General features: G+C 31.9%; 14 protein-coding genes. 4 read left to right on the forward strand and 10 right to left on the reverse strand.

The genetic code is table 11. From position 1 onward, the window contains the following. Positions 1-99 precede the first annotated feature (99 nt). Positions 100-1,302: a GAF domain-containing sensor histidine kinase gene (locus tag GBO31_RS13240; RefSeq protein ID WP_219008835.1), complete on the reverse strand. Its 1,203-nt coding sequence runs from the start codon at positions 1,300-1,302 to the stop codon at positions 100-102. Between the two features lie 189 nt (positions 1,303-1,491). On the opposite strand from GBO31_RS13240, the gene GBO31_RS13245 reads away from it, so the two are divergent. Beyond that, positions 1,492-2,652, forward strand: coding sequence for an iron-containing alcohol dehydrogenase (locus GBO31_RS13245; RefSeq protein WP_219008836.1), 1,161 nt, complete (start codon positions 1,492-1,494; stop codon positions 2,650-2,652). A gap of 64 nt (positions 2,653-2,716) precedes the next feature. Here GBO31_RS13245 and GBO31_RS13250 read toward each other — a convergent pair whose 3' ends face one another. Genes GBO31_RS13250 through GBO31_RS13265 form a run of 4 tightly spaced genes read right to left on the reverse strand, consistent with a single transcriptional unit; the run spans position 2,717 to position 5,061 of the window. Continuing rightward, entirely contained in the window at positions 2,717-3,049 is a 333-nt protein-coding gene (locus tag GBO31_RS13250; RefSeq protein WP_219008837.1) for a hypothetical protein, read from the reverse strand. Continuing rightward, complete coding sequence (locus tag GBO31_RS13255; RefSeq protein ID WP_219008838.1) at positions 3,046-3,618, reverse strand: RNA polymerase sigma factor; 573 nt, start codon at positions 3,616-3,618, stop codon at positions 3,046-3,048. The genes GBO31_RS13250 and GBO31_RS13255 overlap by 4 nt, the downstream gene beginning before the upstream one ends. Beyond that, on the reverse strand, positions 3,608-3,937 hold the full coding sequence (locus GBO31_RS13260) for a DUF6249 domain-containing protein (RefSeq protein ID WP_219008839.1): 330 nt from the start codon (positions 3,935-3,937) through the stop codon (positions 3,608-3,610). Before GBO31_RS13260 ends, GBO31_RS13255 begins: the two co-directional genes overlap by 11 nt. An 11-nt stretch (positions 3,938-3,948) precedes the next feature. After that, a complete protein-coding gene (locus GBO31_RS13265) occupies positions 3,949-5,061 on the reverse strand; it encodes a serine hydrolase domain-containing protein (protein ID WP_219008840.1) in 1,113 nt (370 codons plus the stop codon). A gap of 226 nt (positions 5,062-5,287) precedes the next feature. Between GBO31_RS13265 and GBO31_RS13270 the strand changes: the two genes are divergently transcribed. Continuing rightward, positions 5,288-8,290: a GEVED domain-containing protein gene (locus GBO31_RS13270; protein ID WP_219008841.1), complete on the forward strand. Its 3,003-nt coding sequence runs from the start codon at positions 5,288-5,290 to the stop codon at positions 8,288-8,290. Positions 8,291-8,535: 245 nt separating this feature from the next. Here the strand turns inward: GBO31_RS13270 and GBO31_RS13275 are convergent, their stop codons facing one another. From GBO31_RS13275 to GBO31_RS13295, 5 genes are all read right to left on the reverse strand, one after another. After that, positions 8,536-8,679 carry a hypothetical protein gene (locus GBO31_RS13275; RefSeq protein ID WP_219008842.1) on the reverse strand — a complete coding sequence of 48 codons (144 nt, stop codon included), beginning with the start codon at positions 8,677-8,679 and terminating at the stop codon, positions 8,536-8,538. Between the two features lie 159 nt (positions 8,680-8,838). Further along, on the reverse strand, positions 8,839-9,720 hold the full coding sequence (locus GBO31_RS13280) for a phospholipase A (RefSeq protein WP_219008843.1): 882 nt from the start codon (positions 9,718-9,720) through the stop codon (positions 8,839-8,841). Between the two features lie 148 nt (positions 9,721-9,868). Then, the gene (locus GBO31_RS13285; protein WP_219008844.1) at positions 9,869-12,049 is read right to left on the reverse strand and encodes a S9 family peptidase; all 2,181 of its coding nucleotides are present in this window, start codon (positions 12,047-12,049) and stop codon (positions 9,869-9,871) included. Between the two features lie 124 nt (positions 12,050-12,173). Beyond that, positions 12,174-12,881 (reverse strand): LytR/AlgR family response regulator transcription factor, encoded by a 708-nt coding sequence (locus tag GBO31_RS13290; protein ID WP_219008845.1) that lies wholly within the window; start codon positions 12,879-12,881, stop codon positions 12,174-12,176. Then, positions 12,882-13,865 (reverse strand): sensor histidine kinase, encoded by a 984-nt coding sequence (locus GBO31_RS13295; protein ID WP_246615867.1) that lies wholly within the window; start codon positions 13,863-13,865, stop codon positions 12,882-12,884. 215 nt (positions 13,866-14,080) lie between these two features. On the opposite strand from GBO31_RS13295, the gene GBO31_RS13300 reads away from it, so the two are divergent. Then, positions 14,081-15,406 carry a serine hydrolase domain-containing protein gene (locus tag GBO31_RS13300; protein ID WP_219008846.1) on the forward strand — a complete coding sequence of 442 codons (1,326 nt, stop codon included), beginning with the start codon at positions 14,081-14,083 and terminating at the stop codon, positions 15,404-15,406. Positions 15,407-15,417: 11 nt separating this feature from the next. After that, positions 15,418-16,281, forward strand: a complete 864-nt coding sequence (locus GBO31_RS13305; RefSeq protein ID WP_219008847.1) for an ABC transporter ATP-binding protein — start codon at positions 15,418-15,420, stop codon at positions 16,279-16,281. Positions 16,282-16,348 lie beyond the last annotated feature (67 nt).

A 16,348-nucleotide genomic window follows, 5' to 3' on the forward strand; every position in this document is an offset into this window, starting at 1 on the left:
CAGGAGTATGAACCTTTTCAGTGAATGAGTACTTATATTCAGTAAACTATTTTATGAATAATCTTTGATTGATCATATTAAGGAAATAATTGAAGGCGTTTAATTACACGGTATAGAAAAAGTAAAAGTGCTTCCTAATCCTTCTGTAGATTCCACTGAAATTTTTCCACCTAAGCTTTGAACAATTTTTTTCACGGTAGCTAATCCAATTCCAGTTCCTAAATTACCATCTCTATCCTCTACTCCTACAACAGTAAATAAATCGAAAATTTTCTCTTGATAATTCTGAGGAATCCCATTTCCATTATCTGCAACTGAAAAGTGATATCGTTCATTAATCTTTTCAATGATGATATCAATAATTATTTCAGGTTTTGAGTTGTATTTAATCGAATTCGTAATCAAATTAACCAATACTTGCATTAATGCAGATTTATTTACTAATAATTCTTTAGTATTTCCTTTTAGATTAAAAGTTGCTTTATGATCAGAATCGGTAATTTGTTTTAGTTCTTCTAAAAGGTGATTGATATCGATAGTTTCTTTCTTATTCTTAACAAGATCATCACTTTTATAAAAGTTCAAAATCCCATCTATATAGTCTTTTAAGGAATAAGAAGAAGTTTTGAGGTATTCTAAATATTGTAGAGACTCTTCATTGAGTATATCTTTATTATCATCTTCTAATAATTCAGTCAAAGAAATAATATTTGCCAATGGCGATTTTAAATCATGAGATACTACACTGGCWAATTTCTTCAAATCTTCATTCCTTTTTTCTAATTTATCTCTTAATTGTGTTAATTTTAGGTTTTGATAACGTTGTTCAAAAAGATTTACTACCTGCTTAGACATAGATAATAAAGCATTCTTTTGTTCGGAGGTTAATTCTCTTGGTTTCGTATCATAAACACATAATGTCCCAAGTTTAAAGCCCTCGGCATCTATAAGAGGTGCTCCAGCATAAAATATAGCCTTATGGTCAGATACCAACGGATTTCCAAAAAAACGTTCGTCTTTTCTAGAATCTTTTATGATTGTAATAGGGTCATCTGAATTAATTGCATGACCACAAAAAGAAATTTCTCTAGGCGACTCATTGAAAGGTACTCCATAATGTGATTTCAAGAAATTACGATCCTTATCTAAAAGCGTAATAAGTGAAATAGGAACATCACAGATATAAGCCATAATCGACGTGATATTATCAAAACTTTCTTCTGATAATGTATCCAATAATCCATACTTTTCTACAGCAATTTGTCTGTATTTTTCGTTTTTAGGTATCTCTGGTGCTATCATTGGGGTAAAACTAAAACTAATCGATTAGTCAAACTAAAAAACCGACTAATATTTACATAATTATAACAGTATTTGTCGCAATTTTTTAGTTTTTCTTACCATAGATCAATAATTTAAATGTTTTTTATTTTGAAATTTGTAGAATAAAATTTGAATATATAATTAATCAACATAATAAAATACAAGGGCATGAGAAATTTTGAATTGTATGTTCCTACCAAAATAATTTTTGGTAAAGGAGAAATTAAAAAATTAACTTCTGAAGTTCCAAAAGACAAAAAGGTATTATTGTTATATGGTGGAGGAAGTATTAAAAAGAATGGAATTTATGAACAAGTGACATCCGCACTTAAAGATCACAATGTAATTGAATTTTCGGGTATTGAAGCAAATCCTGAGTATACTACGCTCTTAAAAGCATTGGAAGTTATCAAAACTGAAAATATAGGATATATGCTTGCTGTTGGAGGTGGTTCTGTTATAGATGGAACTAAATTTTTATCATCTGCCGCATTGTATGAAGGTGATAATCCGTGGGATATTTTAGCTAAAAGAATCCGTACATTCAAAGGATTACCATTTGGAACTGTATTGACACTACCAGCTACTGGAAGTGAAATGAATAGTGGTGCTGTAGTGAGCAGATCAGAAACTAACGAAAAAATGGTCATGGGTGGACCTGGATTATTTCCTGAATTCTCAATTTGCGATCCTACTGTAGTTCATAGTATACCAAAACGACAATTAGCTAATGGAGTTGCAGATGCCTATACACATGTATTAGAACAGTATATGACATATCCAGCAGATGCTCCATTACAGGATCGTTTTTCTGAAGGTATTCTTCAAACCTTGATTGAAATAGCTCCTGAGGTAATTAAAGACCCTAGTGATTACAAGGCTGCTTCTAATTTTATGTGGTGTTGTACAATGGCATTGAACGGATACATCCAAAAAGGAGTTCCTACTGATTGGAGTGTACATATGATAGCACACGAACTTACGGCCTTTTACGGAATAGATCACGCTCGTACATTAGCGGTTATTTTACCAAGTGCATACACTAAGAAGTTTGATCAGAAAAAAGAAAAATTAGCACAATATGCAGAGCGAATTTTTAATGTTCTTGAGGGAACTACAGAAGAGAAAGCAAGAATAGCCATTCAAAAAACAGAAGAGTTTTATCAATCATTAGGTATCGATACCAAATTAAGAGATTATACCGCTGATTATGAAGGTTTTTCTGCTAAAGTGGCTAAAAATTTAAAAGATCACGGAATGACAGCTTTAGGAGAACATCAAGATATTACTCCTGAAGTGGCTGCTGAAATCGTGGAAATGGCTTACTAAAATCCAACAATTATATGATAAAGCCTTGCTAATAGTACATAAACAAGGCTTTTTTATGTTGGTATCAAATCGTTTTCTCATTATGATGAAGTCTCATTATATGATTTATGTAGTAAAAAGCTACTCCAATAACTAATAAAAACACAGGTGTCTTAGGAATAGAATTAAACGTAGCATACTCCATAAAGTTCTGGATATTCAACATATAAAACAACAATCCTACAATTGCTAAAATTAACGCAGAACAAACAAATAAAATCACAGGGAAAGACCAAAATATTGATTGTTTCTTTCTCTCTTCTTGTAATTCAATACCCTTCATTACCTTATTTATAAAATCATCAGAAGTTTCTATGGTACTCTTACTGATCATTTCTTTAAGTTTCTCTTCTTTCATAATAAATTATTTAAATCATCTCCTAATATTTGCTTTAAGTAGAATTGAAAATTCTCTCTTCCTCTATGTAAGTCTACTTTAATTTTTGAGCTTTTAAATCCTGTAATATCCTGAATCTCTTTGATTTTACATTCACATAGATAGAATAGTCTTAGCACCAAAGCTTCATCTGGTTTTAGTTTTTCCAAGGTCAAATTAATATACTTTTTATGATCAGCATCTTTTAGATAATCTTTTTCATAATTAAGTATCGCATCTGTTTCAGTAGTATTTTGTAGGCTTATCGTATGTTTCTTTTTTTTGAGCTCATTATAGCAAGTGTTCACAACAATTCTATACAACCAAGTAGCAAAGGATGCTTTAAACTTAAATGTATGCAGTTTATGATACACTTTGATAAAAACATCTTGTAAAACATCCTCTGCTACTATTGGATCTTTTATAATAGAAATAGCAAGTGATAATGATACATCTTTATAAGCAAATATAAGCTGCCTAAAAGCTGATGTATCACCATCATTTACCTTGCGAATAAGACTATAGTCTCTTTGTGTTTGACTATTTTTCAAGTCTTTTTCTTATAAAATGTGCAACAATTAGTCCTGTAGCTCCAAAAACAAGTATGGTACCCCATACTAATAAATCAGTAGCATCTTCAGACAAACCAAAAGTTGTAAAAATGGAAGAAATTAATAATCCCATACCTAGTCCAAATACAATACAGCCAAGATCTAAATATTTCAATTTATTATTTTTCTGATCCTGATATACCCCTTTTTCTATAAGTGCTTTCTTAATAAGATAGGTATATCTGGCTATAATGAATACTACTAATACAATAGCTAATATCATTGTTATAAATACAAATACTTCGTTTATATCTTTCATAATTTTTTATATTAAAAATGTTCTCCTAAAAGTTTTTCTAAAGTTTCTAGTAAAGGAAATAAATTATCAGAATTTCCAAACATCACAAATCCATATTTTTGCTTAGGTATAAACATGGCATATGCCTGAAAATCTTGATTGTTTCCAGTATGCAAATGCATCAATCCATTTGGAGTAGGTTTTTGTGAAAAACCAAGTCCCCATCCTGTTTGCCCTGTTTCCTTTAAAATTTTGTTATTTGGTTTGAAATGATTGTGTTCTTTAAGCATTTCATTTCGTGTTTTGACACTTATGTTTTTAGGATTCATCATTTCAATTAAAAACATTGCATAATCTTCAGCATCAGAATGTAAACTAAAACCTGGTCCAACCTTTTTGTATCGATTTATTTCTGGATTTGTTTTTCCCTTCATATGTCCATGCGCAACATCTTTATCATACATGGTATTCCAGGTATAAAGACTTCTATCCAATCCAATTGGTTGTAGTGCTTCTTTAATAACTAATGAATCTAGTTTATTTCCCCAGCCAATACCTAATTTGGTTCCAAAAGCAGCGCCTAAATGTTGATAGGCTTCTCCTGAATATGAAAAATCAGTCCCAGGTTTAAATCCTATGGAAATAGGTTTCCCTTTTACCCAATTCGGAATACCGGTACCATGAGATAATATAATTCTTGGTGTCAATGTTTTATATGCTTCAAATGAGTCCTTAGCTATTACTCCATCAGGAAAAATAGGTTTTAAATAAGGATATATAGGTTTGTCTAAATCTAACTCACCCTTTTCTACCATTTTCATGATAAAATAAGCAAATAATGGTTTAGAAAGTGAAGCTCCTTCAAAAATGGTCTGTTTGGTAACTGGATCCTTAGTTTTGTAACTCTTCACTCCAAAAACATTATGATACACTATAGCGCCATCGTTTACAATAGCAATAGAAAGACCAGGAAGTTTGATAGAATCTATTGCTTTCTGAATATGATCGTCTAAACTAGAAGCTTGGATATTTCGTCCATCAGGTACTCGAATAGATACGTTCATTTTTTGTGCATAAGTTATATGTACACATAACCCGTAAAAGAGTAATAATAACATTTTGATTGTTCGTTTTGATTGATTCATTTTTTTTGATTTTAACTATGAATAATTATTTGATTGTGAATTCACATGTATTGGACAAAACGAATTAAAAAAAGGTTACAAAATAATTTTAGAAGCCTAAAAAAAGGTTAATACACAAGCCTGTTATGGTCTTACCATTAGGTAATTAAAAAAGGCAAAATAATGTTAAAATAACTACATCTTTTGTGCTAACTTTAGGGTAATTAACTACTTAAATTTTACACAAATGAAATTAAAACTTGCATTCGTAATTATGTTTCTTGTGGCTACATTAACCATGGAAGCCCAACAAGGAAAAACCAAAGCCTTTTATCACGGAACGGTCTCATCTGTGGAATATGTATCCTCCATGCAGTCTAGACCTCAAGATCTTCTCCCCTCTGATAATTCAGTAAGAGAAGCTAAAGATAAAAGGTCTTTAGGAAATCAAATTGTAGCAGGGAAAGACCCTCAAAAAACAAATGACTATTTTGTTAGAAACAAACACCAAAAAGAAGGAAGTGTACAAAGAGCACCAGCTAATTTAGTTTTTGACTCTTATACTTCTGGTTCCAACCCAACAGATCCATCATTGGCAGTTGGTCCTAATCATGTGTTTGTTGTATACAATACAGGATTTATGATTTTTGATAAAGCTGGTAACCAATTATTAGGGCAAACGGCTCCTAATCCTGCAATATTTCCTTCTGGTGGATGTTGTGATCTAACGGTATCGTATGATAACGCGGCAGATCGTTGGGTACTTTCTTTCTTAGGATCTGGTGCTCAAGTAGCGGTTTCTGATGGACCTAACCCACTTACAGCTGGATGGTTTGTTTATAATATTTCAGGAATTCAGGATTATCAAAAATTATCCGTTTGGAGTGATGGATATTACATTACAGAAAATACAGGTGGAACGAATAAATTATGGGCATTAGAAAGAGATGCTATGTTAGCTGGAGATCCAGGAGCTCAAATTCTTGGTTTTAACCTTCCAGGAATAGTGACTAGTGGATTTTTTAGCCCTCAAGCTCTTAATGTTACTAATGGTGATTTACCAGCACCTGGAGGTGCGACTATTGTATATTTACAAGATAATGCTTGGAGTGGTGTTTCTGTAGATCATATAAAAGTTTGGACTGCTGATGTAAATTGGAGTAACCCTGGAAATTCTACAGTATCTAGTCCACAAGAAATTACCACTACTCCATTTATTAGTGTTTTTGACGGAGGTAGTTTTTCTAACTTAGCACAACCTGGTGGTGGAATATCAATTGATGCATTGCAGGCTACTATAATGAATCAAGCACAGTTTAGAAAATTCCCAACACATAATTCGGCAGTATTCAATTTTGTAGTAGATACAGATGCCAGTGCTGGAGAATTAGCTGGTATTCGTTGGTACGAGTTTAGACAAAGTGGTGATAACCAACCTTGGTCTTTGTATCAGGAAGGTACTTATACTGCACCAGATGGAAGACATGCATGGAATGCGAGTCTTGCGATGGACGGTCAAGGAAATATAGGAATGGGATATACTTCGATGTCTGGTCCTACTACTCCAACTACCGTAAGAGTAAGCTCCTATTTTACAGGAAGGTTAAGCTCGGATCCTTTAGGGACTATGACTAGTGCTGAAGGTTTAATTGCTAATGGAAATGGAAATTTCACCACTAGTATTAGATATGGTGATTACAGTAAAATTGATGTAGACCCTTCCGATGATTCTTCATTCTGGTTTATTAATGAATATATTAACAATAGCCGAAGAGGAGTTGTAGGTAGATTCGAAATTGAACCTGGAGTACCTGATACGCAGGCACCATCAGATCCTACAAATGTAACTGCTTCTAATATTACTTCTTCAGGTGCTACATTAAGTTGGACAGCTTCTACGGATAATGTTGGAGTAGCTCGTTATAATATTTCGATTAATGGAACTTCTGTTGGAACTTCTACCACAACCAGTTTTGATGTAACCGGATTATCTCCTTTAACATCTTATAATGCTTCGGTAACCGCTGAGGATGCCGCAGGAAATGTTTCAGGAGCAGCTACCACATCATTTACTACTAGTGATTCTAGTGGTGTTACCTATTGTGACTCCGCTAGTACGAATGTAAATGATGAATTTATTAGTCGTGTAGAACTAAATACAATTAATAATACTTCCGGAGCTCAATTCTACTCTGATTTTACTGGTATTTCTACTACTTTAAATGAAGGGCAATCATATGATATTACTATAGTTCCGACTTGGACAGGTACTATCTATGCAGAAGCCTATGCCGTATGGATTGATTATAATAATAATGGTGATTTTGATGATGCAGGTGAATTAGTATTTAGTAAAGCGCCATCTCAAGATGCTACTAATACAGGTACTTTTACAGTTCCTACAGGTACTTCTCTAACTGGCGTAAGAATGAGAGTTTCCATGAAGTATAATGATATACCAACTTCTTGTGAAACTTTTACTTATGGTGAAGTTGAAGATTATACGATTAACTTAGCAGAAGGATCAGGTGATACAGATCCTCCAACAGGATATTGTGATTCAAACGGGCGTATCACTTCTGATGAATTTATATCTAGAGTACAAATAGGAAGTATTGACAATGCAACCGGTGCTGAAACTGGTGGTTATGGTGATTACACTTCACTTACTACAACCTTAAGTGGAACAAATACAATTACTATTACTCCAACTTGGACGGGAACGATTTATAATGAAGCGTATGCAGTATGGGTTGATTACAACCGAGATGGTGATTTCAATGATGCAGGTGAATTAGTATTTAGTAAAGCGCCATCTACAGATACTAGCAATACAGGATCTTTTACAGTTCCTGCTGGAGCTTCAACTGGAGCTACTCGTATGCGTGTATCGATGAAGTATAACGACATCCCAGATCCATGTGAATCATTTACTTATGGTGAAGTGGAAGACTATGTAGTGATTTTAGGTTCTAGCCGTGATCAATTGTTGAATTTCACAAGAGATGCAGATAGTAAGATTACTTTATATCCAAATCCTGCTACTTCTCAGTTAAATATTGAAATTTTAGGAAGTAGTTTTGAGCAAATTGAGATCTTCTCTTCTACAGGTGCTGTAGCAAGGAAAATCAATCCAAGTGTAGATTCACTAACTGTGGATGTTTCTCAACTTGCATCAGGAATGTATTTCGCTAGATTTACAAATTCTGATGGATTTGCGATAACGAAACGATTTATCATCAAAAAATAAAAGTAGAATACCTTAGGGCAAACCCATAGGGTATTAAATTCAAAATGTTTTTAGATTTCGAGATGAGACTAGAAACATTTAAATCTCGATTATTGAGTAAATATTTAGTTAGCTATTAAGTATTTTAAAAGGCTGTTCATTATACATGAACAGCCTTTTTGTTTCATAATTAACACACTAGATTCTCTAAGTAATAAATAATTGATTTCTATGTAAAATGATGATTGATTAATACTTTCATTTAGTTATCGCTCATTTCTTTCAGCATTAATAGAGATATTCTTCCAGTAATTTTGAATTTGCACATAGCAAGTGCTAATTTGTACATGTACAGAAGTAATTTGCATGCCTTCATCTGAAATTTTGACAGCGCCAGTGGTAATTTGCACACGTGCAGCTGAAATTTTGGCAGTGCAAGAAGCGATTTGTACAAGTCCAACGGAAGTTTTGGCGGTTTACATGGGTATTTGCAAGATGCACCTGCTAATTTGCATGGTGTCATTGGTTATTTGTATACATCAAACAGCCATTTTAGTAATTTACAACTATTATCTCCATTGCAAAAGAGATAAGCCTATTCCAAAAGTTGTTTGACTATGATTATAATCTATTAAACTTTCACCATAACCGTGAAATATCTGCGCATGGATCTGAAGTTGTCCAATAATTTTAACAGCATAATCCAGACGTATACTTCCTCTATTATTATTTCCACTACGAAGTGAATGTTTTGCGAGTACACTAATATCATGTCTTCCTTTTGAAAATACGGTCAAAAATTCCATCCTTCCAATATAATTTTCTATTCCAGGATTATCATCTTCGGCTCTATCTTCTGGTAATCTCCACCAAGGTCTTAAAACGAAGCTCCATGAAGGATTTTCCCAACCAAACTGTACGATAGCTCTATTCCAACTTCTAGATAATGGATTTGACCTTCCATTACTTTGATGATTTATTCCAATACCGGCAAATACACCATTTAACCCAAAAACCCTATACTTTGTAGGGAACACGAGCATAACTTCTGGTTCATAATTAGTTTCTCTAAAGGGTCTGGAGATATTAGCACTATATAATTGCCATCTTGAAGATTGTGTATATCCTATCCATATATCACCTCCTATTTTTTTTCCGAATAAATTTCTAACAGCTCTAGTTTTAAAACTTAATTGAAATTTTAGTTCTGTATCAGAAAAATCAGATGGTGTTTCAACAGTATTAAGTGGGTTATCACTGGTTGGAAAATTATTGATATCGGTTGTATAATTAGCTACTAAAAAATAAACTGGTTTGTAGGGTTCAATTTTAAAACGCTTAATACTATCACTCTTAATTAACCATCTTTTGGATAAACTCCCTTCAGAATCTTTAGTATTCATTTGACCATAAGAAGAAGGAAATATGACAATAGTTAAAATTATCAGCATTAGTACCTTTATAAAAGGTTTCTTCTTTATTATATAGGATTTAGAAAGATTCAAGTGATGAGTTTTAATATTTTTCAAAATTAGTATTTCATAAAAAAACCAGCAAGAATTTAATCCTGCCGGTTTTTATTTTGGGTACTAAAATATATTATTTATCGATTCCTTCTAAATCTAGCATAAACGCGTAGTTAAGTGCTGTACTTTTATAACGATCAAAACGTCCTGAAGCACCACCATGTCCAGTTTCCATATCACAATCCATAATTAAAAGATTGTTATCAGTTTTTAACTCTCTAAGTTTAGCAATCCATTTAGCTGGTTCCCAGTATTGTACCTGACTATCCCAATATCCGGTTGTAATAAGAATATTTGGATAATCTTTAGCTTCTACATTATCATAAGGAGAATAAGACTTCATATATTCATAATATTCTTTATTCTTAGGATTTCCCCATTCATCAAATTCAAAAGTTGTTAAAGGTATAGTTTCATCCATCATAGTGGATACTACATCTACAAATGGTACCGCAGCTACTACTCCATTCCAAAGTTCTGGTTTCATATTTAGAATAGCTCCCATTAATAAACCTCCTGCACTTCCTCCATATGCATACATATGATCTGCACTTGTATATCCTTCTTTTACTAAGAAATCTCCGGCATCAATAAAATCGGTAAACGTGTTTTTCTTTTTAAGAAGTTTTCCATCTTCATACCAATGACGTCCCATTTCCTGTCCTCCTCTAATATGAGCGATTGCATACACAAAACCTCTATCTAAAAGACTTAATCTAGTAGAACTAAATCTTGGTTCTGTGCTACTTCCGTATGAACCATAGGAATATAACAATAGTGGTGTATTTGCATTTTTCTGAGTTCCTTTTTTATACACCAAAGATATCGGTACTTTTACACCATCTTTTGCCGTAGCATATAATCTTTCAGATACGTAGTTATCTTTAGAAAAATTAGGATCTAATACTTCTTGTTCTTTTAAAACCGTTTGTTCTTTGGTATCCATATTATAATCAATAACACTATTTGGAGTCGTTAAAGAAGTATAACCATATCGCAAGATATTTGTATCAAAATCCAAATTGGTAGAAGTATAAGATAAATAGGCAGGATCATTAAAAGAGATATAATGATCATCGTTACCATCCCATTTTCTTACACGAATCGTACTAAGACCGTCTTTTCTTTCACTTAATACCAAGTGATTCTTAAAAGGTGTAAAACCTTGTAATAAAACATCATCTCTATGTGGTATTACATCTTCCCAATTTTCTTTAGTAGTTGCATTAACCGGTGTTTTTACCAATTTAAAGTTTTTTGCATCTAAATTCGTTCTGATATAAAAATGATCCCCATAATGCGAAACACTATATTCCAAATCTCTTTCTCTTGGTTGTATCACTTTCCATTCACCATTTGGTGTATCGGCATCTAAATATCGATATTCAGTGGATAATGTTTGGAAACTACCACTAATAATATATTTATCTGATCTTGATTTGTATACAAATGTGCTGAATGTATCATCTTTTTCATCAAAAATTAATACATCCTGAGATTGATCAGTACCTAAAACATGTTTGTAAATTTTATTAGCTCTTAATGTGATAGGGTCTTTAGAAGTGTAGAAAACTGTTTTATTATCATTGGCCCAAGCAACACCACCAGTAGTATTTTCCAATTTATCTGAAAGCATTTTGTCATTAGCTAAATCTTTGAAATAAATGGTATAACGACGTCTTGATACGGTATCAATTCCATAAGAAATCATCTCATTATTTGGGCTCACAGATAATCCTCCTAAAGCAAAATATGCCAATCCTTTCGCCATTTCAGGACCGTTAAGCATGATTTCTTCTTTAGCACCATCTTCTAGTTTTTTACGACAATACAATGCATAGTTCATACCTTTCTCAAATCGATTGTAATAAGAATATCCATTATCACTATAAGGCACAGAAGAGTCATCTTTTTTGATTCTACCAACGATTTCATCAAACAACGTCTTCTGTAGACTGTCTGTGTGTTTCATGGCCGCATCCTTATAATCATTCTCAGCATTTAGATAATCTAAAACATCTTGAGTTTGAGCATCGGGAGTTTCTGCATTTTTTTGTTCATCACTTAAACGCATCCAAAAGTAATTGTCTATTCTGGTATCACCATGCGCTTTTAATTCTTCTGCAATTTTTTTGGCTACTGGAGCTTTCAATGATTCATGGGGTTTTAATTCCGTTTTTTCTTCTTTTTCTGCCTTACACCCTATTAAAAGTATGGAAGCGAAAAGAAGTAGATTGATGATTTTTGTTTTCATTAAAAATAAAATTTAAAAATTATTCTATAAATGTACTAGTATTATCATAATTCTATATTATGAATGTGAAAAACATTGAAAAATTTGATAAATATGTATTTAAAAAAGTTGAAATACTTTATAACTATACTTTATCAATTCTATCTAGAACTATTTTTCTATAGGATTTACTAATTGGTAGTTTGCTATTGTTTTGCAATATGATTTGGTTTCCATCAATCATCTTTAGCTTATTGAAATTTACTACAAATGATTTGTGCGTTCTGATAAAATCACTCGACAGTTTTTCTAAAAAATCAGATAAGGTGATCGGTGTTAAAATCATTTCTTCTGTATAAATTTTAATATAGTTGCCATAAGCTTCTATATAATTTATCTCGTCTAAATCCAGTTTGATAATTTTTTTATCACTTTTTACATAGACTGAGGTGATTTTCTTTTCTTGTTCTATTACTACTGTATCTTGTTGTATTGAAGTAGTCTGCATAACTTTTCCGACAGCTTGCAAAAATCGTTCTAAAGAAAAAGGTTTTAGTAAATAATCCGTTACCGAAAGTGTAAATCCTTCTACAGCATATTCTGGATAAGCAGTAGTGATAATCACATGCGGTTTTTGTTGCATTGTTTTTAAGAGACTTATACCAGATAATTTTGGCATATTAATATCTAAAAACAATATATCTACTGTATTACTCTGTAAATAACTCATTACTTCAAACGCATTCTTACAAGTCTTTACAACTTCTAAATATGGAATCTCTTTAGTATAGTTTTCTATAATTTGACGTGCAATCGGCTCATCATCAGCTATTAAACATTGTAATACTTTCATCTAAAGATCAAGATTTAAAACTACATTATATGAATTGTTTTCTTGCATGATTTCTAATTGATGTTTATCCGGATACATCAAATCTAAACGTTTTTTTGCATTTTGTAAACCTATACCACTTTTACCTTTCTCTAAATTATTTTCGGAAGGAATACTTGTGTCTATCGTATTCATACACCTAAAAATTATAGCCTTCTCTCCTATTTCAATAGTAACGGCGACAATACTTTTTGTAGTTTCTAACACTCCTAAATGTTTGAACGCATTTTCGACAAAAACGATGAATAGCATTGGAGCTATTACCTTATCTACAGGATCATATCCGTTTACATGAAGTTGAATATCTGCCTTATCTTCTAAACGTATTTGTTCTAAGGAAATGTAGTTTTTAAGATATTGGATTTCTTTTTCTAAAGGCACAAAAGTTTCTTTGGTTTCGTACAAACTATATCTTAATAATTCTGAAAGCTGTAGCATAAGATCCGGTAATTTTTCAGATTTTATTACCGATAATCCATATAGATTATTCAATGTGTTAAACAAAAAGTGAGGATTTAGTTGTGCCTTTAATAACTTTAACTCTGCTTCTTTTTCTTCTTGTCTACGATAAAAGCTATCTCTTGCTAATTTTAAAGCTGTACCAAATAGAATGATTAGTAAAACACCTCCAAAAACATTCAATAACATTTTCCATTGAAAATTCGCAAAGAAATCACTCAGAAAACAAGTCCCTACTACCGTAAAAACTAAAATATTAATTGCAAAAAGAGTGAGTCCTAAAGAAAATTTATTCTTAAAAAATAGCGGAAGAATTTTTAGGTTGTTTATATAGATAGGTGGCATGATAAAGCCAATAAGAACAATAGATACCAAAAATCGATTCTCTGCCTGAATGACCATTATAAAAATGATCATTAGAAACAGCCAAATGATGATATTCTGTATAATTTTATTATCTATCCAAGCGTCTAATCTTGTTATCATATCGTTTTAAAAATTGTTTTCAAAAGTAAGTTATAGCGGTCGAAATAGCATATTTTCATGATGTAAGATATCATATTTGATCTAAGTGAACTGTTTTTTGGTTTGAAATGACTTTTACGCTCTGATCACGTTTCAGAAGCCTTTCATCATTCTTTTTTCCTATTACTGCTTAAATAACTGAGTTTTGATCTCAACAAATACAAAATCTCAGACATATGAAAACTTTACAACGATTAATAGTTCTTCTGGCAATCCTATTTATAAAATATGTAAGCTATAGTCAAACTAGCGATTTAGCCATTATTTCCAAAAAGTACAATTCAATTTTAAAAGAACAAAACAAAGGAATTGCTGTACTGGTTAAAAAGAATCATAAAACCGAGACTATAAGCCTTGGTAATTTTAATCTTACCGAAAACAGTGTATTTAATATTGGTAGCGCTACCAAAACATTTACTGCCATATTGATATTGCAAGAAATAGAAAAAGGGACTCTAAAACTTACCGATAGCATTGGTTCTTATCTAACTCCCATCAAAAATGTAGATGGTTCACTAACAATTAGAGCCTTACTTACACATGAAAGTGGTTTAGATGAAGTAATTGGAAAGAATGTTTTAGATATTTTTTACGGAAAAGATGATGCGCTTTACAATTCCAATTTATTAGATCAGGTTGAAGAAAATAATCCTGAAATAGTTGGTTCTTTTGATTATTGTAATACTAATTATTTTTTACTAGGAAAAATTATAGAAAAAGTAACTGATCAAAGCTATTTTGACGTATTAAGAGAACGTATTATTCTTCCATTAAAAATGAAGAATACGTATCCATACGTTCATAAGAATCTTCCAAACTTGGCAACGCCCTATCACGAAGGTAAAGATGTAACTCAGTATTTAGACTATCGTTATTTTGCGAATATAGCGTATGCTGCTGGTAGTATAGCTTCTACCCTTACAGATATGGAAGTCTTTTATAGTTCTTTATTTGAAACCGAAAAACTACTTAAAAAAGAAACTGTGAAGATGATGATGGAAACAGGAAACGAATATTACGGTTTAGGATTGCTTAAATCAAACGATAATGGAACAAAATATTATGGTCATGGTGGAAATAATATCGGATATGCATTCAGAAATCAATATAACCCAATAACAAAGGATATGTATTTGGTATTTACCAACAGCAAATCCATTCCATCCAAAAAGTCAATCACCAATGATTTATTGGCATATATCAACAACAATCCTATAGAAAATTTTCAAAATATCGACATCGATAACTTCAAAAAATATGCAGGTACTTATTTATTAAAAGAAGCAAATCTCACTTTAAAAATAGTACTTGAAAATGATAAAATGTATCTAGTTTCTGAGGAACAAGGAGTAAAAAGCGAGCTTACACAGAAAAACCAAAAATCACTGTATGATACTACAGTAGGTGTTGTTTTAACACAAATTGAAGGAGATAACAATAGTTTGTCCTTTAACCAAAATGGTTTTACCACTACCATTAATAAAGTAACGACAAACAAATAAACTTGATAATCATGAAATTAGAAATAAAAAATGTATCAAAAAGATACAGCAGAAATAAATATGGTTTAAAGGACTTTTCCATGACGATCGATAAAGGAATATTAGGTCTTTTAGGTCCTAATGGAGCAGGAAAATCTACCTTACTGAAGATGATAGCAACTGTTAGTAAACCTACAGAAGGTATGATTATACTCAACAAGAATAACATCTTAAAAGATGCCAATTATATAAGAAAACAACTGGGTTTTTTACCACAAGACTTTGGAGTATATCCCAACTTAAATGCTTTTGAATTTTTACAATACATAGCTGCTTTAAAAGGCATTGCTGATAAAGAAATTCAATTCAAAATAGAACAATTACTAAATGGATTAAATCTACTGGATGCTGCTAAAAAACCTATTGGTAGTTATTCTGGAGGAATGAAACAACGAATAGGAATTGCACAAGCTTTATTAAATGATCCTAAGATTATAATTTTTGATGAACCTACAGTTGGATTAGATCCAGAAGAGCGTGTCCGCTTTAGAAATCTTATTTCGGATTTGGCACAAGACTGTATTGTTATCCTATCATCACACATTGTGTCGGATATTGATACGATTGCAGATCAAGTAGCAGTGTTGAAAAATGGTTCGTTGTTATCCTATAGCAATCAAGAAAAATTGATTGATCGCATAGATCAAAAAGTATTCGAAGTAGCTATTAACAAAGAACATTTAGACAATTTCAAGAACAATAATATTGTAATAAGCACATCCAGAAAAGAAGATAAAATAGCAGTAAGATACATTTCTGAATCACCTATAGACGGATCCGTTTCTCAGACCGCTAATCTGGAAGATGCATATTTATACTTAACCAAAACAAATTAAAAATATAAACAAATGAAAAATTCATCAAACAAAAAAACGACAGCATCAATCATCATAACAATCCTAA

Origin of the sequence: Aquimarina litoralis, assembly GCF_019295435.1 — a bacterium.
GTDB classification, from domain to species: domain Bacteria; phylum Bacteroidota; class Bacteroidia; order Flavobacteriales; family Flavobacteriaceae; genus Aquimarina; species Aquimarina litoralis_A.

Bases quoted from the DNA above. Each gene is read 5' to 3' on its own strand.
- GBO31_RS13245 (WP_219008836.1), top strand. From the start codon at position 1,492: ATGAGAAATTTTGAATTGTATGTTCCTACCAAAATAATTTTTGGTAAA.
- GBO31_RS13250 (WP_219008837.1), bottom strand. From the start codon at position 3,049: ATGAAAGAAGAGAAACTTAAAGAAATGATCAGTAAGAGTACCATAGAA.
- GBO31_RS13260 (WP_219008839.1), bottom strand. From the start codon at position 3,937: ATGAAAGATATAAACGAAGTATTTGTATTTATAACAATGATATTAGCT.
- GBO31_RS13265 (WP_219008840.1), bottom strand. From the start codon at position 5,061: ATGAATCAATCAAAACGAACAATCAAAATGTTATTATTACTCTTTTAC.
- GBO31_RS13270 (WP_219008841.1), top strand. From the start codon at position 5,288: ATGAAATTAAAACTTGCATTCGTAATTATGTTTCTTGTGGCTACATTA.
- GBO31_RS13280 (WP_219008843.1), bottom strand. From the start codon at position 9,720: ATGCTGATAATTTTAACTATTGTCATATTTCCTTCTTCTTATGGTCAA.
- GBO31_RS13285 (WP_219008844.1), bottom strand. From the start codon at position 12,049: ATGAAAACAAAAATCATCAATCTACTTCTTTTCGCTTCCATACTTTTA.
- GBO31_RS13290 (WP_219008845.1), bottom strand. From the start codon at position 12,881: ATGAAAGTATTACAATGTTTAATAGCTGATGATGAGCCGATTGCACGT.
- GBO31_RS13295 (WP_246615867.1), bottom strand. From the start codon at position 13,865: ATGATAACAAGATTAGACGCTTGGATAGATAATAAAATTATACAGAAT.
- GBO31_RS13300 (WP_219008846.1), top strand. From the start codon at position 14,081: ATGAAAACTTTACAACGATTAATAGTTCTTCTGGCAATCCTATTTATA.
- GBO31_RS13305 (WP_219008847.1), top strand. From the start codon at position 15,418: ATGAAATTAGAAATAAAAAATGTATCAAAAAGATACAGCAGAAATAAA.